Source organism: Brevibacillus fluminis (genome assembly GCF_052072235.1).
GTDB classification, from domain to species: domain Bacteria; phylum Bacillota; class Bacilli; order Brevibacillales; family Brevibacillaceae; genus Brevibacillus_D; species Brevibacillus_D fluminis_A.
The window spans coordinates 1,333,185-1,354,306 of record NZ_CM125436.1 but is presented as its reverse complement, the minus strand read 5'-3'; the positions used below and the strand labels follow the sequence as shown (position 1 = coordinate 1,354,306).

Sequence of the window (21,122 nt, the reverse complement as noted above, 5' to 3'; positions counted from 1 at the left end):
TCCTCCCGTTGCGTTTCAGGCGCGTTTACTTCGCTTCGTACCAGGTGCGGCCGTCATTCACATCCGCTTGCAGCGGAACGTCGAGTTTGATCGCAGCGGCCATGACCTCCGGCACGATCTTGCGCATCGTTTCCAGCTCATCCTCCGGCACTTCGAACACAAGCTCATCGTGCACCTGCAAAAGCATGCGGCTTTGCAAGCCTTCTGCCTGCAGCCGTTCCTGCATGCGGATCATCGCGAGCTTGATGATGTCTGCGGCCGTTCCCTGGATCGGCGTATTCATGGCAGTGCGCTCGGCGAACGAACGCAGGTTGAAATTGCTGCTCGTAATGTCAGGCAGGTAGCGGCGGCGATGCAGCAAGGTCGTCACATAACCGTCCTGCTTGGCCTGCTTGACGATGTCTTCCATATATTTTCTCACCCCGGAGAACACGGCAAAATAACGCTCGATGAATTCTGCCGCTTCCTTTCGGGTAATGTTCAGATTTTGCGACAAACCGTAATCGCTGATGCCGTAAACGATCCCGAAGTTGACCGCTTTTGCCTGACGGCGCATCAGCGAGGTCACTTCATTCTCCGCCACGCCGAATACGTCCATTGCGGTGCGGGTATGGATGTCCATTCCTTTTTGGAACGCATCGATCAAGTTGGCGTCCTGGGAAATGTGAGCAAGCACCCGCAGCTCGATCTGCGAATAGTCCGCAGCCAGCATATACCAGCCCGATTCGGAAGGGACGAACGCTTCCCGGATCTTGCGGCCTTCCTCCAACCGGATCGGGATGTTTTGCAGGTTCGGCTCCGTGCTGCTCAGACGGCCGGTCGCCGTCGTCGCCTGATTGAACAGCGTGTGCACCTTGCCTGTTTTCGGATGGATTTCCTTGAGCAGCCCTTCGATATACGTCGAGCGCAGCTTGCCGAGCTGGCGGAAATGCAGGATCATCTCGATGATCGGGTGATACGGCGCCAGCTTTTCCAGCACATCGGCACTGGTCGACGGCCCTGTTTTCGTCTTTTTCCAAACCGGCAAGCCCAGCTTGTCAAACAGCACTTCTCCGAGCTGCTTCGGCGAGTTGATATTGAAGCTTCCGCCCGCCTGCTCATGGATTTGGGTCGTCAGCTGTTCCAACTGTTTGTCCAGCTCGATCCCCATCGCTTCCAAACGGCTGCCGTCGACTTTGACGCCGGTATGCTCCATCTGGGCGAGCACAAGGCTGAGCGGACCTTCAAGCGTAAACAGCAGCTCTTCGAGTTGGTGCGCCTCGATCTCGCGCTTCACTGCCGGAATGCTTTGCCAAAGCGCCGCTGCTTTGCGAGCCACATGCTCTCCCAGCTTTTCTGCGGAAGGCAAGGCGCGCTTTGCCCCTTTTCCATAAATCTCTTCGTCCGATGCCACGCGCAGCTCGCTGTAAAGTGCGGACACGTCAGCAAGCGTCGGATTGCTCTCCGCCGCATTGAGCAAATAGGAAGCGAGGTACACATCCAGCGTAGCGCCGCGCAGCTCAAGACCGTGCCACGCCAATGCGACCGTATCCTTTTTGCCGTCGAAGACGATTTTTTCCTTGCTTGCATCGCCGAGCCAGGCAGAAAATGCTTCCCATCCTGCGGCGACATCGACCGGGACAAACAGCGCCTTCTCCGCAGATGCCAGCCCGAAGCCGAGCACCGGCGCCCGGTGATAGTTTTCACCGTCAATCTCCACGGTGAAGCTCATCGGCGAGCCGAGCAAATGGGCGAACTGATCGCGGTTTTCCTGCGTGACGACCTCATGCGTAAAGCTCTGGGCTTGTTCACCGCTCGCTTCCTCCGCTGCCGCTTCATCCTCTGCGGAAACTTTCACTTTTGGAATCAGCGATTTGAATTCCAGTTTTTTGAAAAAATCAACCAAGACCTTGCCATTGTAGCCAGCATAGGTCGTCTTTTCCGTTTCGATTTCAATCGGCGCCTCGCGGAAAATCGTCGCCAGCGTCTTGCTCATTTTGGCTTGCTCCACGTTGTTGCGCAAGTTTTCCTGCAGCTTTTTGCCGGAGATTGCATCGATGTTTTCCAGGACGCTTTCAACCGAACCGTACTCGTGCAAGAGCTTCAATGCGGTTTTTTCGCCAACGCCCGGCACGCCGGGAATATTATCCGACGTATCGCCCATCAAGCCTTTCAAATCGATGATCTGCGACGGTGCAAGCCCGTACTTTTCCCGAATCGCCGCTTCATCGTACATTTCCAGCTCGCTCACGCCTTTGCGTGTCAATGCAACGGAGACATGCTGCGAGACAAGCTGGAGCATGTCCTTGTCTCCGGTAATGACCGTCGTGGCAAGACCGCTCGCATCGGCTTGGCGCGTCAGCGTGCCGATGATGTCGTCGGCTTCGTAGCCAGTCAATTCTGTCCAGTGGATCGAAAACGCGTCCAGCAGTTCGCGCAGCACAGGGAACTGTTCGGACAACTCAGGCGGGGTTTTGGCCCGCCCTGCTTTATATTCAGTGAATTCGCTATGGCGAAATACGACTTTCCCCGCATCAAATGCAACGAGCAGATGGGTCGGCTTCATTTCTTCCAACACTTTCAGAAGCATCGTTGTAAAGCCAAGCACAGCATTGGTGTGCAATCCGCTGGATGTGGATAACGGCGGCAGCGCATAAAACGCGCGGTTCGCAATACTGTTTCCGTCAATCAGCACTAAATGGCCCATCCGTTCGACTCCTCTCAAATCCTTATCACATATACCTTTCATCATACCATAGGGCAAAGAAATCAGGCAAAAGATGCATGGAATTTGTTCCAGCGCGACAAAACGATTGTCGGAAAAAGGGACAAGCAGTAGAATAGGGGTTATGACCTTGCGAAGGAAATGACTTTGCGGTCGCTTATGTTTGATGCGTAGAGAAAAAGGAGTTCCACACCCCATGCAAACGCAACAAAAGCCTGCATTTCCGCCCTATTTGGCACTGTTGATCGGTGTGATCGCCGTTTCCACCTCAGCGATTTTTGTCAAGCTGTCGAGCGCACCGGCTCCCATAACGGCAACCTATCGGCTCGCGTTTTCCGTGCTATTGACCATTCCGATGCTGTTCTGGTCGAAAGGAATCTTTCGCGAGATTTTACGAATGAATCGAAAACAATGGCTGCTCAGCTTTCTTTCCGGTGCTTTTTTGGCCAGCCACTTTCTGCTCTGGTTTGAATCGCTCAATTATACGTCTGTCGCCAGTTCAACCGTCTTGGTGACGTTGCAGCCGATTTTCGCCTTTATTGGCGGTTATTTCCTTTTTGGCGAGCGGGTTAGCAAGCTTGGCCTTTGCGGTGGATTCCTTGCCATCGCTGGCAGCTTTGTTATCGGGTGGGGAGATTTTCGCGTCGGCGGCATGGCGTTTTTCGGAGATGTGCTGGCATTGCTCGGTGCGCTCACTGTGACCGTTTACTGGCTGATCGGTCAATATGTACGCCAAGGACTCTCGCTGACCGCCTACACGCTTGTCGTCTATTCCGCAAGCTCGATCTTTTTATTTGCCTATGATGCATCGCTCGGGATCAAACTGACTGGATACCCGAACTCTGACTGGCTTTGGTTTTTCTGTCTCGCTCTCATTCCAACACTCCTCGGCCACTCCATTTTCAACTGGGTAATCAAATGGTTAAATACTTCGACTATTTCCATGGGAATACTAGGGGAGCCCGTGGGCACATCCATTTTGGCTTATTTCATTTTGGGCGAAACCATCACCGTTCCGCAATGGGTTGGCGGCGCTATCATCTTGTTTGGAATCTTTCTGTTCGTGCAAACCAATAAAATGACGAAAGGAGCGACCGCGAATGAACCAGCCATCGAATCGCAAAAGCCTGCGTGAATATATTGCCGGCCTCTCCGTTTGGGGCAAAATTTTCTGGGTGATCGTGCTCGGCTATATCGTCGGCAGAATCGTGCTGTGGGTCAGACACCTGCTGTAAGCTGCTTGTTAAAAAACCTGGCTGCGCCATGCCTTTTGGCGAAGCCGCGGTTGCCCTTATACTGGATAGGAATTTTATAAATTCCTATCTGTAAAAAAACACTCCCTTTCCCGCTATGGAGAAGGAGGAGTGTTTTTTTCTGCTTCGTGATCCTGAACGTCGACTTCATACAGCTCGGTAAACATGCCTGGGACGACGCGCGGGTCATATTCGATTTCATTGAAGGAATGAATGGTTACGGAAACCTGGCCAAAATTGGAATACGTGCGGATCAAAATCGGGTAGGCGTACTTGTTCTGAAACTTGAAATCCGGGCCGTACCAGCTGACCGTCGCATCCCGGCCTGGCGGCACATACGGAACTTGCCGGCTGTGGGAATACCGCTGCACGATATGTAAACCCGCTCGATCAACGGCATTGAACAAAGTCGAGGATACTTGGCAAATTCCGCCGCCGACACCTTCGGAAATTTCCCCCCGCACAATGACCGGCGCTTCCTTATACCCCTTCTCTCGCGTTCGCATGCCGACCACTTTATTGAACGAGAAAACTTCCCCGGGAAATACTACGTAGTTATGAAGCGATTTGGCAGAAAGCGCAATATTGTTCACGCGATTTTTGTTATTGGTATTGAAATAGGTCGTGTAGGAACCGATCCGCTTCTCCGCCAGCTGCACCAGCAGCTGCCGGTCGACACGCGGCAAAATGAGCTGAACAGGCACATCGATCTTGGTCCCAGCCCCTTCGTACATGCCTTGATAAAGAGCTTGCTCCAAAGCAAAACGGTCAAGCTGCCGCCCGTTTTTCTCAGCGACGAGTTTGCCCGCCTCATCTGTCGTCGCATTCTTCGGTTCCTGATAAACGCGCCGCTCCACTTTCGTGAGAAGCTTCTCCAGCTTGTCCGGATCAATGACAGGCAATCCAGGTGAAACCGGGAGTAGATATGCTTCCTTTTCTACAACTTCCAGCGGTTCTCCCGCCAGTTCCAGAGTCAGCTGCCCCTGCGGGCTGACGGTTGAACCTAGCAGGAGAAGGCTGGCAACCCATGTCAGCAACATGATTGCTCACCTCCCCTGCATAGTATGAGCGATCCCTAGAGCACCCATTCCTCCGCCGGTTTGTATGGAGCGGCAAAGGTTTCTTTCTGCCTTCTCTCCGTCATTTCAATCGCCAGCTGTGTAAAGTACATTTGGCTGTTGATCAAAGGCTCGCTTTCTGCCGGCTGTACATGGTGATAAATGCCGTTCGAGTCAAGCTCCCGTGCCTTTGTATTATCCGATAAATAAACGTGCAGGATGTCGATCACGCGCTGTACCAAATTGCTTTGCTCAATCGGGAACAAAAGCTCCACGCGACGGTCCAAATTGCGGGTCATCCAGTCCGCACTGGACAAATAGACGCGCGGGTTGCCGCCGTTGGCAAAGTAAAAGATACGGCTGTGCTCCAAATAATGGTCAATGATGCTGCGGACGCGAATATTTTCGCTCACGCCTGGGATGCCTGGTCGCAAACAGCATATCCCGCGTACGATCAAATCGATCTGAACGCCTTTTGAGGAAGCCTCATACAGCGCCATAATGATTCGCTCATCGGTGAGCGAATTCATTTTTGCGATGATCCGTCCCGGCTTTTCCTCCGTATGCGTCTCGATCTCCCGCTTGATCATGTCCAGATACTTGCGGCGCAGCCCTTTCGGAGCGGCCTCCAGCTTGCGCCATTCAGGCGGCTCGGAATAACCGGACAGATCGTTGAACAGCGCGGACGCATCGACACCGAGATCGGGATTGCTCGTAAACAAGCCGAGGTCAGTATACAACCGTGCCGTGCTGTTGTTGTAATTGCCTGTGCTTAAGTGAACATAGCGGCGAATGTTATCGCCTTCCTTGCGCACGACAAGCGTAATTTTGCAGTGTGTCTTCAAGCCGACCAAACCGTAAATGACTTGGCAGCCCGATTTTTCCAGCTGTCGCGCCCAATTGATGTTGTTTTCTTCATCAAAGCGCGCTTTCAATTCTACCAGCACGGTTACTTGCTTGCCTTTTTCAGCGGCGGAAGCCAGCGCTTTGATGATCGGCGAGTCACCGCTGACACGATACAAGGTTTGCTTGATCGCGAGCACATTCGGATCATCCGCCGCTTTCGTCACGAAATCGACGACACAATCAAATGACTCAAACGGGTGATGCACCAAAATGTCCCGTTCGGAAATCGCCTCGAAAATGTCGTCCTCCCCGATCAGATCGGCTGGCGGCTGCGGCTGCTTTGTTTCATTGCGGAGATGCTCCAACCCCGGGAATTGGACAAAGCTGAAAAATTTCGTCAGGTCGATCGGGCCCTCGATCGGATAAATGTCGCGGTTGTGGACTTCAAGCGCTTCTTGCAGAATCGTCTTTACATCCTCATCCATCTGCCCGTCGATTTCCAGGCGAACGGCAGAGCCCCATTTCCGCTTGCGCAATTCCTTTTCGATTTCTTTCAATAAATCTTCGGCTCCCTCTTCATCCAGCGACATATCCGCGTTGCGCGTAATACGGAACGGATAGACGGAACTGATTTCATTTCCTTTAAACAAACGATTGCTATATTTCTTGATCACATCTTCCAATAGTATGAAAACCTTGCCCACCGGGCTAGGCAGTTCAATATATCGTGACAAAACTGCGGGAACTTGCACGACGGCAAATACCTTTTTGCTGGATTTCGCTTTTTTGCGCTCCAGCATGACAGCCAGATTCAGGCTTTTGTTCAACAAAAGCGGAAACGGCCGGCTTTGGTCGACCGCTAGCGGGGTTAACACCGGATAAATATGATTGTCAAAATAACTGTCGATAAATGCTTCCTGCTCTTCGGACAGCTGCTCCGGCTTTACAAAGGAAATGCCTTGCTCCTCCAGAGCCGGAATGATTTCCTCCCGAAAGCAGCGGTACTGGCGCTCCACCATTTGGTGGGTGCGAACATTGATCATACGCAATTGTTCCTTGGGCGTAGCTCCTGACGGGTCAGGCTTCTGGAATCCGGCCTTCACCTGGTCCTTCAGCCCTGCCACCCGAACCATGAAAAACTCGTCCAAATTCGATGAAACGATCGCCAAAAATTTCAGGCGCTCCAGCACCCGATTTGATTCGTCCAATGCTTCTTCCAACACGCGAGCATTAAACGCCAGCCAACTCATTTCACGATTAATAAAATACTCCGGATGAAGAAAATCTCGTTCTTCCACCGGTTTCTCCCCCTTTTTTGCACAAACAACCTATTGCCGTTTATATGCCCTAGTATCTATGATACCTGAACGCATCTTTTCTTCAACTATCTATTTTGGGGAGAGTAGTCATTTATTCAAATCTGTCATTTGTCCGGTCTTCATGTACACGATCCATTCACAAATGTTCGTCACATGGTCGGCGATCCGCTCCAAATACTGCGCGACAAGCAGCAGATGCGTCCCTTGGTTGATCGCTTGCGGCTTGTTGCTCATGACCTCGATCAAATCGCGGAAAATGGTAGAGAACAGCTTGTCGACAACATCGTCGCGCAGTGCGATCTCTGCCGCTGCCTCCGTATCGCGGATAATGTATGCATTCAGACTGTCGCGCACCATCGCTTTTACATGGTCCGCCATGAGCGGAATATCGATCAACGGTTTCACATATTGCTCATTCATCAAGCGGCGCGTCGTCTTCGCAATCGCTACGGCATGGTCGCCCATTCGCTCCAGGTCGGTTACCAGCTTGAGCATGGTCCCCAGCCTGCGCAGATCGCCTCCAACCGGCTGCTGCAGAGCAATCAGCTGAAAGCAGCCGCTCTCGATCTCGGCTTCAAGCGAATTGATGACCCCATCGCTCTTGATGACTTCATCTGCCAGCTGGAGATTTCGCTCTACGAGACTTTTTATGGACTTGTGAATTGCTTCTTCCACCAACGATCCCATCGACAAAAGCTTGCGATGAAGGCTATCAAGCTGTTCTTCAAAGGTATGTCTGGCAACCATGATTTTCCCCCTCGGATTTCAACCCATTCTTTCTGACAGTTGAAATCGTACAAGAGAATTGTGTAGCTGATTTAAAGCAATTGTATCGTTTACGTAAAATTATTTATCAAGCGGAAACACCAAAATAAAAGTCGTGCCCTTGCCTTCCTCGCTCTGCACGGCGATCTCGCCATGCAATGCATCCACCAGATGCTTTACGATCGCCAACCCCAAACCGGTACCGCCCGAATCGCGGGAACGCGCCTTATCGACGCGATAAAACCGCTCAAAAATGCGCGAAATATCCCCTTCCGGAATGCCGATGCCCGTATCGGCGACGACGATCGTCACGTTTTGCTCATCCTTGCTGACCTCGACCTTCACCGTCCCGCCCTCCGGCGTGTAAGATACGGCGTTCGTAATCAGATTCAGCAAAATTTGATTCATGCAGTCGCGGTCGCTGACCATGGTCACATCTTTCACCGTCGGCATGATAAACCGCAGCCCTTTACGTTGGATCTGTTCCTGCAAAAGAGAAGCCGTTCCTTCGACCAGCTTGTTGATGTTTACTTCCGTCATGTTCATGACGATCCGCTTTTGTTCGATTTTGGACAAGTCGAGAATTTCCCTGATCAGCCTGAACAGACGCTCGCTTTCCTCCGAAATGATTTGCAGGAAGTTGCGGCACAGCTCCTCATCCTGCATGGCACCGTCCAGCAGCGTCTCCGTAAACCCTTTGATCGACGTGATCGGGGTGCGCAGCTCGTGCGACACATTGGCGACGAATTCGGAGCGCATCTTTTCCAGCCTGCGTATTTCGGTAATGTCATGCAGCACCGTCACGACGCCCTTTTTCTCGCCTTTGAAATTGATATAGGGCGCCAGATTCACATCCAAAATCCGCTCCTCCGGATAGTAAATATGAATCTCTTCCCGCATTTTTTCACCCGTATCAATGCATTTATCGATCGACTGGCTGAGCACGAAGTTTTTCCCCGCCTCAATATGCAGCTTACCGACCAAATCCTGTCCGGCTGTGCCGAGCAGCTTTTCCACCGCGGGATTCACCAGCATGATGCGGCGCGATTCCGTCACGAAAATAACCCCGCTGGTCATGTTCGTCAGCACGCCAGACAGCCGTTGCTGGTTCTCGGAAATCTCGTACATTTGCTGTTCCAGACTGGAAGCCATGAAATTGATCGCGGAGGCAAGCTGACCGATCTCATCGCTCGCCTTCAGACGCACGCGGCTTTCGTACTGGCGCTGCGTAATGTTGCGGGCCACGCGCGTGATCTCCTCGATCGGCTTCGTAATGCTCGAAGCGATGCGCGCGCTGATCAGCGACCCGATCAATACCGTCACCAGGAGTCCGGTCAAAAGACTGTACCACATGCTGTGAATCGTATCGGTGATGCTCTCCATGGACATGGCAGAGCGAACCACGCCGACGACCATCCCGTTTTGCTTGATCGGCGCGCTGATATACATCATCTGATAGCCGAGCGTCTCGCTGAATCGCATGGCCATCGCCGTTTCACCCTTCATCGCACTGATGAACTCGGGCCTGTTGGAGTGGTTTTCCATGTCGCTTGGATCATGATTCGTATCCGAGAGCACTTCTCCATTGGCGTTGATCACCGTCACCCTTGCTTCCGTCGATTGCGTGAAATCATACACCCGTTCCCGCAGCTTCTCATTGTTGTTATAAATGCTCGGTTCATGTACCGCTTCCGCAATCAGCAGCGCTTCTTTCCGCAATAAATCAGAGAGCGTCTCCATATAGGAACGCTCCAGGACTTTGGCAAAAAAACCGCCCAATAACAACAGGACAAAAGAGATGAGAATCAGGATGGTAAAAGTTAATTTTAAGCGAAAGCGCGTCACCTGAATCCCTCCTCCCGGCTATCCTTCCAGCTTGTACCCAAGACCTCTCACCGTTTTGATATAGCGCGGATTTTTTGTATCTTCTTCCAATTTTTCACGCAGATGGCTGACATGCACGTCCACAATCCGCGAATCACCGACGAAATCATAATTCCAAACCGCGTTCAAAAGCTGATCGCGCGTCAGTACGCGGCCATGGTGGCTCGCCAAGTAATGCAGCAGTTCAAACTCCTTTGGCGTCAGCTCCACTTTTTCTTCCCCGCGGAACACTTCGTATTTCTCCGGGTACAGCTTGATCGTACCGAACTCGAGCACAACCTCGCCATCGTCACCGCCTGCATCCGGCGCTGCCTGGGTCCGGCGCAAAATCGCCTTCACACGGGCCACAACTTCACGCGGGCTGAACGGCTTGGTCAAATAATCATCCGCCCCCAGCTCCAGTCCGAGGATTTTATCCAGCTCGTCATCTTTGGCTGTAAGCATCAAAATAGGCGTATTGATCCGGTCTTGGCGGAGCGTTTTGCACACGTCCATCCCGTCGATTTTGGGCAGCATCAAATCCAATATGATAAAGTCAGGCTTTTCTTGGCTGACCATCTCAAGCGCTTGCTTTCCATCGTATGCGGACACGACTTCAAACCCTGCCTTTTCAAGGTTGAACTGCAGGAGTTTGGCGATAGATAGTTCATCATCGACAACCAAAATTTTTGTCATTTCTACGTACCCCCTAATTGAAAACTTGGCTCAGCCAAGCATTTTTGCGGAGCATTGGCTGCACTTCATCCGGATGGAAAATGGCATGATGTCCTATCTGTGCGAAAAAATGTTCCCTTCCCATTCATTAGTCTGCCAGAAGACAATATGTGATACAAGTAAATTTTCGGTAAATCCTGCAGCAACAAACAACAAACCACATGACATCTGCCATGTGGTTTGTCCGTTTGAAAAAAGCTATTCGGCGAGCAATCCGTGCGCCTGATACACCTTCTGCTTGCGATCCGTCAAATATTTCATCGGCCGTTCGGCTCTCGACCGCTCCACCTCCCCCAGATCGATCGGCACGACGATCAGCTCTTCATTGTTGCTGCCTCTCGCCACATAATCGCCATCGGGAGAGATAACCCCGCTTTCGCCGAAAAACAGCGTCATCTCCTGAAGCCCAACCGTATTCGCCGCCGCGATGAACAGCTGGTTTTCAAGACCTCTGGCGCGCAAATACATCTCCTGATGCTGCTCATAAGGAACATGGTGGGCATTCAGCACGAACAGAAGGGATGCTCCGTTTACCGCATAGAGGCGGGCCATTTCCGGAAATTCCACATCATAGGTCATCATCATGCCCATTTTGCCCCCGGGCAGCGTGAACAGCGGGCAATGCTCGCCTGCGGTAAAATACGACTTCTCCTTGTCAAACAAATGGACTTTGCGGTAAACGCCCTGCAGCGTGCCATCCCGGTCGATGAAAGCAGCCGAGTTGTACATGTTCTCCCCATCGCGCTCGGGAAAGCCGATAATGACGCCGACGCCGGTCTCCTTGGCTTTTTCCTGGAGTTTTTTGATACTCTCCCCGTCCGCCGGTTCCGCCAGCTCGCGAATGTTTTGCTGAATGAAATAACCGGATAGAAACAGCTCGGGAAAGAGCACGTAATCCACCTGCTTTTCTTTGCACGTCTGAATCGTCGCCAGGGCGCGGTTCAAATTCAGCTGCTTATGAAAGGAAGTCACCTTTAATTGTGCCAGCGCAATGGTCACTGTCATTTCTGTTTCCCATCCTCTTCTCGAAATTCTTTCAGCTTCTTTGCGATCGTCGACTGGTCAACCCCAAGCGCTTCCGCCACCCGATAGCTGCTTTTATACAAATCATAGGCTTTTAAAATCAGTTCTTTTTCCACCAGCCGTTTTGCTTCTTTTAATGGAATGATCCCGGTCGCCTCGTTTTTCGGCAAAATGCCGGACAGTGGGGAATGAAACGCGGCAGGCAGGTGTTTGACCTGAATCTCGCTCTCCTCGGCTGTGATGAAGACCCGCTCGATCAAGTTTTCCAGCTCGCGGACATTGCCCGGCCACTCGTGCTGCTTCAGCACCTCTTCCACATCGGGATGAAACGTTTTGTAGATCCCGTATTTTTTTACGCGCTGGGTCAAAAAATGGCGCGCCAAATACACGATGTCTTCCGGCCGCTCACGCAAGGAAGGAATCTCGATCGGCACGACGTTCAGCCGATAATACAAGTCCTCGCGAAACTTTTTCTGTGCAACAAGCTCCAGCAAATCCTGATTCGTTGCGGCGATCACGCGGACATTCACCGGCACCAGGCGGCTTGCTCCAATCGGCCGGATGCTGTTTTCCTGCAAAACTTCCAGCAGCTTCACCTGCAGGTTTAAGGGAAGCTCGCCGATCTCATCGAGAAACACAGTCCCTTCATTCGCTGATTCAAAAATTCCTTTTTTTCCGCCGCGCTTTCCGCCGGTAAAGCTGCCGTGGGAGTAGCCGAACAGCTCCGACTCCATCAACGCTTCCGGGATCGCACCGCAGTTGACGGGAATGAAGCTCTTGTTCGAACGGCTGCTGTACTTGTGAATCAGCTTGGCGATCACGCTCTTCCCGACGCCCGAGCGGCCGAGCAGCAAAATCGTTGAATCGACGTGCGAAATTTTACGCACAATCTCCATAATTTCCAGCATTTTGGGCGAGCGGGCAATCAGTGACGCCTCCATCGAGCCGGCATCCGCTTCGCCGCTGCCGCCTGTCTGGTTCGTGTCCTGCATGCTGACAGCCGTAAGAATTCTGCTCGGCTCCTTTACGATTAAGAGAAGAAACGGCGCGATCAAAAGCTGGCTGATCGCTTCCGCTTTCAGCGAGGTGATTTTTTTGTGCACGATATTTTTAATGAACGAAATGCTTTCCTTGCTAAAGATCGTCTCCAGCAGCTCTTCCTGCTTGCTGCCGAGGACGGAATCGACGGTCTTGCCTGCAGAATGCACAAGCCAGTTGTCATGTATTTTGATGTCTGAAAACATGCGGATTCCCATCACTCCCCAGCGATAATGATTTTTCGCATTATAATGATTTATTTCATTATACCAAATAGTAACATACTAAAAAGGCCTAAAAGCTCTTATACTACAAACAAGTAATGATTTTTTTCATTATTCCTCCACATTATAGACGTGAAATGTCCGCTTTCGCAATCTTTTCATATTGGCACGTAAATTGCTTATTAAAGATTTCGAAAATAAAACAAGGAGGGAACAACATGAACAAGGAACAAGCACCGCAATTCAGCCGGACACTCACACTCCTCCCACTCGTGATTCTCGGCTTGGCCTATATGGCGCCGATGACGGTTTTTTCTACGTATGGAATAGCCGCGCAAACGACACATGGAATGATTCCGGCGGCTTATATCATTGCCTTGGTCGCTATGCTGTTCACAGCTTATAGCTACGGCAAAATGGTGAAAGCGTATCCATCCGCTGGTTCGGCCTATACGTACACGCAGAAATCGATCAGCCCGCATCTCGGCTTTTTGGTCGGATGGTCTGTCCTCATGGATTATCTGTTCTTGCCGATGATCAATTTCCTGCTGTCAGGCGTTTTCTTGTCCGCTGCCTTCCCACAGGTTCCATCATGGATCTGGATCGTCGGATTTATCTGCATAATCACACTTGTAAACGTTTGCGGAATCCGCATGACCGCCAGAATCAACGGGATTCTTGTCTTGTTCCAGTTTCTCGTAACCGTTCTCTTTGTGATTCTCTCGATCAAGGGTGTCACCCACGGCATGGGAATGGGCACATTGCTTAGCGCATTGCCGTTCTACAACCAGGATGTCCCATTCTCGTTCGTCATGGCGGGCGCATCGATTCTTTGCCTGTCGTTCCTCGGCTTTGATGCTGTCACCACACTCTCTGAGGAAACCGTGAATCCGAAGAGAACGGTTCCGAGAGCGATCTTCCTGGTTGCTTTCATCGGGGGCGCGCTGTTTACATTCGTCTCCTACATCGCGCAAATCGTTTACCCGGATTTCAATTCGTTCAAAGTCGTCGATTCGGCAGCATTTGAAATCGCCGATCATATCGGTGGCACGATTTTTGCTTCTATATTTTTGGCAGGGATGATCACCTCCACCATCGGTTCCGGCATGTCGTCACACGCGAGTGCAGCGCGTCTGTTGTTCGCCATGGGCCGCGAGTCCGTTTTGCCGAAAAAATGGTTCGGGTACATTCATCCGAAGTTTCAAACCCCTTCGCTCAACATCATCTTGATCGGGGTATTCTCTCTTGCCGCACTGGTGCTTGATTTGTCAACCGCAGCATCGTTCATCAATTTCGGCGCTTTGGTCGCGTTCACCTTCGTCAACCTGTCCGTGATCGCCCACTACTACGTCCGTCAAAAGGAGCGCGGCGCAAAAGGATTTTTCCAAAACGTGCTGCTTCCTGTCATCGGCGCCTGCTTCACGATCTGGCTTTGGTCGAATCTGGACAAACACTCGATTATTTTGGGCAGCGTCTGGGTCATCGTCGGCTTTGCCTACCTGCTCGCGTTGACGAAAGGCTTTTCACAAAAGCCGCCTGAAATTCAGTTTGCGGAAGCAGACCAAGCGTAACGGCGTGCAAGAATGACAAACTTAACTCACACGATTTGAATGGAGGACGTTCTCATGAAAACAAACAAAGTAACCATCGGCTTGATTCAAGGAAAGTGCGGCAAAGATATTGCCCAAAACGTGGAGTACCATGTCCAAAAAGTCGAGGAAGCTGCGAAAAAAGGCGCGCAAATCATTTGCTTGCAAGAGCTGTTCAACGCCCAATATTTTTGCCAGACGGTAAATGTAGAGCACTATAACCTCGCGGAACCAATCGACAGCCCAACGTTGCAAAAAATGAGCGAGCTGGCGAAAAAATTCGAGGTTGTCCTGATCGTGCCGATTTACGAAAAAGCAGGACGCGGCGTTTACTTCAACAGCGCGGTCGTGTACGATGCGGACGGCTCGTATCTGGGCACTACTCGCAAAAACCACATTCCGGACGGCCCGCAGTACCATGAAAAATATTATTTCGTCCCAGGCAACACGGGCTACCCTGTATATGAAACACGCTACGGCACGATCGGAATCGGCATTTGCTGGGATGAATGGTTCCCAGAAGTTGCCCGCATCCTGGCATTGCAAGGCGCGGACATCCTGTTCTACCCATCCGCAATCGGTTCCGAGCCGGATCACCCTGAGCTGTCCACCCGCAGAGCATGGGAAAAGGCGATCTCCGCGCACGGCATCTCCAATGGCGTCTTCATCGCTGCGGTTAACCGTGTAGGCCAGGAAGACGATATGAGCTTCTACGGCGGCAGCTTCGTCAGCAACCCGCTGGGCGACATCGTTCAATCGCTCGACGACGAGGAAGGCATCTTGATTCAGGAAGTAGACCTTGGCGAAATCGACTTTGCCCGCAACCTGCTTCAATTTCTCCGCGACCGCCGGGTGGAGACCTACGGGCCGCTGCTGGAGAAGGAATTATTGAAGAAACATCGCTAATTGAAAATTCAAGAAGGTACGCGCATCGAAAGCGCCTACCTTCTTTTTTTGCCGATGTGGATTGTATCTATAAGTATTTTAACTTTGCTGTATTATTCGGAAGGAAACTGAAGTGAAAAAAAGGGGCTGCCCGCAGGCAAGCCCCTTTGCTTTTTCCTATCGCTTTTTATGCCAAAACTTTCATGACGTTGCGAACCGAATCGGCAGATTTGTCCAAAGCTGCTCTTTCTTCCGCCGTCAATTCCAGCTCGTATACTTTCTCGATGCCTTTTGCGCCCAGGAGGGTAGGTACGCCCAGGTAGAGATCGTTGTAGCCGTATTCGCCTTCCAAATACGCGATGGATGGCAGGATGCGCTTCTTGTCTTTGATGATGGCTTCAGCCATTTGTACCAGCGCTGCTGCCGGTGCATAGTAAGCGGAACCGTTGCCGAGGAGCGCGACGATCTCGCCGCCGCCTTTGCGGGTACGCTCAACGATTGCATCCAGACGATCCTTCGGAATCAAGGTTTCGAGCGGGATGCCGCCAGCATAGGAGTAGCGAACCAATGGCACCATTTCGTCGCCGTGGCCGCCCAGTACAAATCCTGTTACATCCTCAACCGATACGTTCAGCTCTTGCGCGACGAACGTGCGGAAGCGGGCTGTATCCAAAACGCCGGATTGGCCGATTACGCGCTCTTTCGGGAAGCCGGATGTTTTGAAGAAGGTGTACGTCATGGCGTCAACTGGATTGGACAATACAATAACAACGGAGTTTGGAGCATAGGTTTTCACTTGCTCTGCTACGGAGCGCATGATGCCAGCATTCGTGTTGACCAAGTCGTCACGGGACATGCCTGGTTTACGCGCGATACCTGCGGTGATGATGACCATGTCAGCATCTTTGATGTCCTCATAATTCGCGGTTCCCGTGATGTTCGCGTCAAAACCCAAAACCGGGGACGACTCCATCATGTCGAGCGCTTTCCCTTTGGTCGGGTTTTCCAGTTGAGGGATGTCAACCAGAACGATGTCACCCAGTTCTTTTTGGCCAAGGATGAATGCTGTTGTTGCTCCGGTAAAACCACTGCCGATCACGGCAATTTTTTTACGATTGAAACTCACATTTGTTCCCTCCTTGTATTTCCTTTTTCGTTGTACACCTCTATATTACATGTTTTTGATCAATGCATCAGCAAATTCCGAGCATTTCAGTTCGGAAGCACCTTCCATCAGGCGAGCAAAGTCGTACGTAACGGTTTTTGCGGAGATTGTTTTCTCCATGGAGTTGATGATCAGATCAGCCGCTTCGTTCCAGCCGAGGTGACGGAACAGCATTTCCCCGGAGAGGATCACGGAAGATGGGTTCACTTTGTCCAAACCAGCGTATTTTGGAGCTGTACCATGTGTTGCTTCGAATACAGCGTGACCGGTTACGTAGTTGATGTTCGCACCTGGAGCGATACCGATACCGCCTACTTGTGCAGCCAGCGCGTCGGAGATGTAGTCACCGTTCAGGTTCAGTGTAGCTACAACATCGTACTCAGCCGGACGAGTCAGAATTTGTTGCAGGAATGCGTCGGCGATTACATCTTTCACGATGATTTTGCCAGCTGCTTCCGCTTCTTTTTGCGCTTTGTCAGCGTCGCCGCCTTCCGCTTTGATGCGGTCGTATTGTGCCCATGTGAACACGCGATCGCCGAATTCAGCTTCAGCCAGTGCGTAACCCCAGCTTTTGAACGCGCCCTCGGTGAATTTCATGATGTTGCCTTTGTGTACCAATGTTACGGATTTGCGGTTGTTTTCCAATGCATAGTTGATCGCTGCGCGAACCAGGCGCTCTGTACCTTCTTTGGATACAGGCTTGATCCCGATACCGGACGTTTCCGGGAAGCGGATTTTTTTCACGCCCATTTCTTTTTGCAGGAACTCGATCACTTTTTTCACTTCAGGTGTGCCTTCTGCCCACTCAACGCCCGCATAGATGTCTTCTGTGTTTTCGCGGAAGATCACCATGTCGGTTTGCTCAGGGTGTTTCACAGGGGATGGTACACCTTCAAAGTATTGAACAGGACGAACGCATGCGTACAGGTCCAGCTCTTGGCGCAGTGCCACGTTGATGGAGCGGATTCCGCCGCCTACCGGTGTGGTCAAAGGACCTTTGATCGCGATCAGGTATTCGTTGATTGCAGTAAGTGTATCTTCAGGCAGCCATTCGCCGTAGTTGTTGAACGCTTTTTCACCAGCGAACACTTCGAACCACGCGATTTTCTTTTCGCCTTTGTATGCTTTTTCAACCGCTGCATCGAGTACGCGTACGGAAGCGTTCCAAATGTCAGGACCGGTACCGTCACCTTCGATAAAAGGGATGATTGGATTGTTAGGTACGTTGAGTTTGCCGTTATCGACTGTGATTTTTTCGCCTGCAGCAGGCTGTGCCAAATGTTTGAACAAGGAAAACCCCTCCATTATGATTCGTTCACTTCTGTTGAAGTTAAAAGTTGTAAACAATGACAGACGTAGAGAACTACCACAAGCTGGTGGTAGTCCTTCTACGCCATGATAAACCTGAATTTATCGCTGGTCAATCGGAACGTAGTGTTGATTGACCGGGCCGATATAATCCGCGCGCGGACGAATCAGGCGATTGTTTTCAAACTGTTCCATGATGTGCGCAGTCCAGCCGGACATGCGGCTGATGGCAAAAATTGGCGTGTAGAGATCGGTTTCCAGTCCCAGTGCGATGTACACGGAAGCGGAATAGAAGTCTACGTTTGGTTTCAAGCCTTTTTCGCCTGTCACCAGTTCTTCGATTTTGACAGACATCTCGTACAGGTCGCTGCGTCCGATTTGCGTTGTCAGTTCTTTGGACATTTGACGCAGCCATTTGGCGCGCGGGTCGCCGTCCTTGTAGACACGGTGACCGAAGCCCATGATTTTCACTTTGTTTTCAAGCGCATTGTGGATGAATGGCTCCACGTTTTCCACGGTGCCGATTTCGCCCAGCATCGCTGCCACTTGCTCGTTGGCTCCGCCATGCAGAGGCCCTTTCAGCGTGCCGATTGCAGAAACCACACCGGAATAAATGTCAGTCAGCGTCGCAACGGTTACGCGAGCCGCGAATGTGGAAGCGTTAAATTCATGATCAGCGTGAAGAATCAGAGCTGTGTCGAAGGCTTTGACCGCTGTTTCGGTTGGTTCTGTTCCGTTGAGCATGTACAGGAAGTTTTTCGCAACGCCGTATTCCGGGTTCGGTTGGACAGGCTCCAACCCTTTGCGAATGCGCGCATAAGCAGCGATCAGCGTTGGCGTTTGCGCCATCAGGCGGATCGATTTGCGATAGTTCGCTTCTTTGGACATATCCTGCGCTTCCGCGTCATACAAAGCAAGTGTGGACACCGCTGTGCGCAGAACGGACATCGGATGCACACCCGCCGGATAAGAGCGGATTGCGTCAATTACTTCTTTTGGTACGACGGCATTAATGCCAAGCTCTTTTTTCAGCTCATCGAGCTGTTCACGTTTAGGCAGAACACCGTGCCACAGAAGATAAATTACTTCTTCAAAGGTAGCGTTTTCAGCCAATTCATCGACATTAATGCCGCCGTAACAGAGTACACCGTCAACGATGGAACAGATCGCAGATTGCGCTGCAACCACACCTTCAAGCCCACGAGTCGTTGTCATAGTTCTCTCTCCTTTACCTGTCATGATCTGTAAGGCCCTCTCTTTTCCGCCGATTTTCTGTATCGATCGTAGGTCGTCTGTCTTTTGCATCGACGAAAAGAGAGACGGATGAAACGACAGAGCCCGGCAACGAAAAGAAAGAAAAACTTTCGTTCTCGGACATCATTATAGTAAATATTGTCCGATTTGTGAATACTAAAGTTTCATAGAGCGAAAAAGGGTTTTATTTTTCTCACAGCGTGTATTGGAAAGAATAGCATAATTTCGTTACAATAAAGTTACATTTTCATGAAAGGGGAAGAGCGGTTGAACATACATAACTGGCAGGTTCGCCTGTTTCAAATCATCCGTTTTTTGTGGGTTGTGCTGTTGGTGTATGTTGGAGTTAAGGTCGTTGTCTTCGCAACACCTTTACTATACCCATTTCTAATCTCCGTACTCATCGCCCTGGCGATCAACCCGCTGGTCAACGTCCTTTCCAAGCGGGCCAAGTTTCCCCGTTGGCTCGGCGTGCTTATTGCACTGATCTTGCTGTTAGCCATCGTCGTAGGGGCTGTCACGCTTGTTGTGACGTTTACGGTGATCGAGATAGGGAATTTGACCACCAAGCTGCCGCACACGCTCAATGAGCTGTCTGGCTACGTCCAGAGCTTCATAACGCAGGAGACGTTGAACGGCATCTACAACCGTATCCAGTTCATGTACGCCCAGCTTGATCCGAGCTACCAGGAAACGGTGAAAGACACCATTGGCAAAACCGTATCCTCCATCTCCCAAGGCAGCAAGCAGTTCGCCCTCAATTTCCTCGATGCGGTGAAAACGTTGCTGCTGTCGTTGCCGAATTTGGCGACTGTATTCGTCATCTCGCTGATGGGTGCGTTTTTCATCAGCAAAGACTTTTACTTGTGGCGCAATCGCTTCCGTCGGATCTTGCCGCAGCGAGTAAACAGCCGCATGGACACCGTGATCCTCGATTTGCGGAATGCACTGGTCGGGTTTATCAAGGCGCAGATTACGCTCGTCGCTATCACGGCGGTGATCGTGATCATCGGGCTGTTGATCATGGGAGTGCCGTACGCCGTCACCATCGGACTTTTAACCGGCGTGGTCGATCTGCTACCATACCTCGGAACCGGAACGATTTTCGTCCCCTGGATTGTCTACATGTTCTTCAAAGGCAACTACAGCCTGGTCATCGGCCTCGCCATTCTGTATGCGGTAGTGCTGATCGTCCGCCAAATCATCGAGCCGAAAGTTGTCGCCGAAAATGTCGGGCTCGATCCGCTTCTGACCTTGGTCGCGCTGTTCATTGGCTACAGCTTGTTCGGCTTCCTTGGGCTGATCGTCGGCCCAGTGAGCCTCGTGCTGATCAACGCCTTGTTCAAAGCGTGCGTGCACAAGGATATATGGCTGTATATCAAAGGGACCTAAGAAAAACTTCTTTAGAAAAAAAGCCCAACGCTGCATCAAGTCTGCGTTGGGCTTCTTGCTGTTGTGCTGATGAAATTTTTTCCATTACCTCGTGATGACCATTTGCTCTACTGGCAAAACCGAGTCGATCACACTGTCCACCATCTCTTGACCAGCCAGGCTGCGGATTATCCAGGCCGACAAGTCCTGTCCTGCCAAACAGCCGGCAGCGGTTGCGACATTCCCGTTTTGCACAAACCCTCTGTCCACGACTTTCGCGCCCATGGAGGCAAGCAGCTTTCGCCGCGTCGGATAAGTGGTCGCTTCCATCCCCGTCAACAATCCCAGCTTTGCCAAAAACAAAGCCCCCGAACACATTGAGCCGATCAGCTGCCGTTCGGGCGAAAGCGAGAACCGATTCATGTATGCCCCGTCCTCAATAAGCGAGGGCACGCGGGGTCCGCTGGTGAAAAGTACCGCATCGGCATCAGCAGCTTCCTCCACAAATCCTATGGTTGGAATGCGCAGTCCCGCTTGCGAAACATGAGTAGCTTCCGTCCCAACGATTTTCACATGCCAATCGTCTCTGCCGCCGACCAATCGGACACGGTTCAACAAATCCCAAGGCAAAAACAAGTCGAGGTCCGTAAAATCATCAAACACAACAAGCGCGATCGTTGTTCCCACTTCCAATAACCTCCATCTAAGAATTGGAGTTATTG

The 21,122-nt window shown here is 51.4% G+C and carries 17 protein-coding genes and 1 pseudogene; 5 read left to right on the top strand and 13 right to left on the bottom strand.

Going from position 1 to position 21,122, the window contains the following annotated elements:
* Positions 1-25: 25 nt before the first annotated feature.
* On the bottom strand, positions 26-2,686 hold the full coding sequence (gene polA, locus ACTID9_RS06955; RefSeq protein WP_441070502.1) for a DNA polymerase I: 2,661 nt from the start codon (positions 2,684-2,686) through the stop codon (positions 26-28).
* A 214-nt stretch (positions 2,687-2,900) separates the two neighbouring features.
* Between polA and ACTID9_RS06950 the strand changes: the two genes are divergently transcribed.
* Both ACTID9_RS06950 and ACTID9_RS06945 read left to right on the top strand, forming a co-directional pair.
* Positions 2,901-3,839: a DMT family transporter gene (locus tag ACTID9_RS06950; protein ID WP_441070501.1), complete on the top strand. Its 939-nt coding sequence runs from the start codon at positions 2,901-2,903 to the stop codon at positions 3,837-3,839.
* Complete coding sequence (locus tag ACTID9_RS06945; RefSeq protein WP_441070500.1) at positions 3,805-3,939, top strand: hypothetical protein; 135 nt, start codon at positions 3,805-3,807, stop codon at positions 3,937-3,939. The genes ACTID9_RS06950 and ACTID9_RS06945 overlap by 35 nt, the downstream gene beginning before the upstream one ends.
* A gap of 113 nt (positions 3,940-4,052) precedes the next feature.
* Here ACTID9_RS06945 and ACTID9_RS06940 read toward each other — a convergent pair whose 3' ends face one another.
* The 8 genes and pseudogenes from ACTID9_RS06940 to ACTID9_RS06905 form a co-directional block, all read right to left on the bottom strand.
* Positions 4,053-4,997 (bottom strand): VanW family protein, encoded by a 945-nt coding sequence (locus ACTID9_RS06940; protein ID WP_441070499.1) that lies wholly within the window; start codon positions 4,995-4,997, stop codon positions 4,053-4,055.
* 35 nt (positions 4,998-5,032) lie between these two features.
* Positions 5,033-7,159 (bottom strand): RNA degradosome polyphosphate kinase, encoded by a 2,127-nt coding sequence (locus ACTID9_RS06935; RefSeq protein ID WP_441070498.1) that lies wholly within the window; start codon positions 7,157-7,159, stop codon positions 5,033-5,035.
* Between the two features lie 108 nt (positions 7,160-7,267).
* The gene (phoU, locus tag ACTID9_RS06930) at positions 7,268-7,927 is read right to left on the bottom strand and encodes a phosphate signaling complex protein PhoU (protein ID WP_122917797.1); all 660 of its coding nucleotides are present in this window, start codon (positions 7,925-7,927) and stop codon (positions 7,268-7,270) included.
* A 99-nt stretch (positions 7,928-8,026) separates the two neighbouring features.
* Positions 8,027-9,298: a two-component system histidine kinase PnpS gene (gene pnpS / locus ACTID9_RS06925; protein ID WP_441072465.1), complete on the bottom strand. Its 1,272-nt coding sequence runs from the start codon at positions 9,296-9,298 to the stop codon at positions 8,027-8,029.
* Positions 9,299-9,355: 57 nt separating this feature from the next.
* Positions 9,356-9,685: pseudogene (locus ACTID9_RS06920) on the bottom strand (two-component system histidine kinase PnpS); the annotation flags it as partial.
* Positions 9,686-9,808: 123 nt separating this feature from the next.
* Complete coding sequence (locus ACTID9_RS06915) at positions 9,809-10,504, bottom strand: winged helix-turn-helix domain-containing protein (protein WP_441070497.1); 696 nt, start codon at positions 10,502-10,504, stop codon at positions 9,809-9,811.
* Positions 10,505-10,741: 237 nt separating this feature from the next.
* Positions 10,742-11,548 carry a carbon-nitrogen hydrolase family protein gene (locus tag ACTID9_RS06910; RefSeq protein WP_441070496.1) on the bottom strand — a complete coding sequence of 269 codons (807 nt, stop codon included), beginning with the start codon at positions 11,546-11,548 and terminating at the stop codon, positions 10,742-10,744.
* On the bottom strand, positions 11,545-12,810 hold the full coding sequence (locus ACTID9_RS06905) for a sigma-54 interaction domain-containing protein (protein ID WP_441070495.1): 1,266 nt from the start codon (positions 12,808-12,810) through the stop codon (positions 11,545-11,547). Before ACTID9_RS06905 ends, ACTID9_RS06910 begins: the two co-directional genes overlap by 4 nt.
* Before the next feature lie 236 nt (positions 12,811-13,046).
* On the opposite strand from ACTID9_RS06905, the gene ACTID9_RS06900 reads away from it, so the two are divergent.
* Both ACTID9_RS06900 and ACTID9_RS06895 read left to right on the top strand, forming a co-directional pair.
* Positions 13,047-14,399, top strand: a complete 1,353-nt coding sequence (locus ACTID9_RS06900; RefSeq protein WP_441070494.1) for an APC family permease — start codon at positions 13,047-13,049, stop codon at positions 14,397-14,399.
* A gap of 54 nt (positions 14,400-14,453) precedes the next feature.
* Positions 14,454-15,323, top strand: a complete 870-nt coding sequence (locus ACTID9_RS06895) for a carbon-nitrogen hydrolase (protein ID WP_441070493.1) — start codon at positions 14,454-14,456, stop codon at positions 15,321-15,323.
* Positions 15,324-15,489: 166 nt separating this feature from the next.
* Here ACTID9_RS06895 and mdh read toward each other — a convergent pair whose 3' ends face one another.
* The 3 genes from mdh to citZ all read right to left on the bottom strand — a co-directional run bounded on the left by mdh (position 15,490) and on the right by citZ (position 18,990).
* Positions 15,490-16,428, bottom strand: a complete 939-nt coding sequence (mdh, locus tag ACTID9_RS06890; protein WP_441070492.1) for a malate dehydrogenase — start codon at positions 16,426-16,428, stop codon at positions 15,490-15,492.
* 45 nt (positions 16,429-16,473) lie between these two features.
* Positions 16,474-17,757 (bottom strand): NADP-dependent isocitrate dehydrogenase, encoded by a 1,284-nt coding sequence (gene icd / locus ACTID9_RS06885; protein ID WP_441070491.1) that lies wholly within the window; start codon positions 17,755-17,757, stop codon positions 16,474-16,476.
* A 120-nt stretch (positions 17,758-17,877) separates the two neighbouring features.
* On the bottom strand, positions 17,878-18,990 hold the full coding sequence (gene citZ, locus ACTID9_RS06880; protein ID WP_441070490.1) for a citrate synthase: 1,113 nt from the start codon (positions 18,988-18,990) through the stop codon (positions 17,878-17,880).
* A 306-nt stretch (positions 18,991-19,296) separates the two neighbouring features.
* Between citZ and ytvI the strand changes: the two genes are divergently transcribed.
* Complete coding sequence (gene ytvI / locus ACTID9_RS06875; protein ID WP_441070489.1) at positions 19,297-20,421, top strand: sporulation integral membrane protein YtvI; 1,125 nt, start codon at positions 19,297-19,299, stop codon at positions 20,419-20,421.
* Positions 20,422-20,505: 84 nt separating this feature from the next.
* Here the strand turns inward: ytvI and ACTID9_RS06870 are convergent, their stop codons facing one another.
* Positions 20,506-21,087, bottom strand: a complete 582-nt coding sequence (locus ACTID9_RS06870) for a DJ-1/PfpI family protein (RefSeq protein WP_441070488.1) — start codon at positions 21,085-21,087, stop codon at positions 20,506-20,508.
* Positions 21,088-21,122 lie beyond the last annotated feature (35 nt).

Excerpts from the sequence above, each read along its gene's own strand:
- ACTID9_RS06905 (WP_441070495.1), bottom strand. The coding sequence starts at position 12,810 with ATGTTTTCAGACATCAAAATACATGACAACTGGCTTGTGCATTCTGCA.
- ACTID9_RS06895 (WP_441070493.1), top strand. The coding sequence starts at position 14,454 with ATGAAAACAAACAAAGTAACCATCGGCTTGATTCAAGGAAAGTGCGGC.
- polA (WP_441070502.1), bottom strand. The coding sequence starts at position 2,686 with ATGGGCCATTTAGTGCTGATTGACGGAAACAGTATTGCGAACCGCGCG.
- ACTID9_RS06915 (WP_441070497.1), bottom strand. The coding sequence starts at position 10,504 with ATGACAAAAATTTTGGTTGTCGATGATGAACTATCTATCGCCAAACTC.
- citZ (WP_441070490.1), bottom strand. The coding sequence starts at position 18,990 with ATGACAACGACTCGTGGGCTTGAAGGTGTGGTTGCAGCGCAATCTGCG.
- ACTID9_RS06910 (WP_441070496.1), bottom strand. The coding sequence starts at position 11,548 with ATGACAGTGACCATTGCGCTGGCACAATTAAAGGTGACTTCCTTTCAT.
- phoU (WP_122917797.1), bottom strand. The coding sequence starts at position 7,927 with ATGGTTGCCAGACATACCTTTGAAGAACAGCTTGATAGCCTTCATCGC.
- ACTID9_RS06950 (WP_441070501.1), top strand. The coding sequence starts at position 2,901 with ATGCAAACGCAACAAAAGCCTGCATTTCCGCCCTATTTGGCACTGTTG.
- ACTID9_RS06945 (WP_441070500.1), top strand. The coding sequence starts at position 3,805 with ATGAACCAGCCATCGAATCGCAAAAGCCTGCGTGAATATATTGCCGGC.
- ACTID9_RS06940 (WP_441070499.1), bottom strand. The coding sequence starts at position 4,997 with ATGTTGCTGACATGGGTTGCCAGCCTTCTCCTGCTAGGTTCAACCGTC.
- pnpS (WP_441072465.1), bottom strand. The coding sequence starts at position 9,298 with ATGTGGTACAGTCTTTTGACCGGACTCCTGGTGACGGTATTGATCGGG.
- ACTID9_RS06900 (WP_441070494.1), top strand. The coding sequence starts at position 13,047 with ATGAACAAGGAACAAGCACCGCAATTCAGCCGGACACTCACACTCCTC.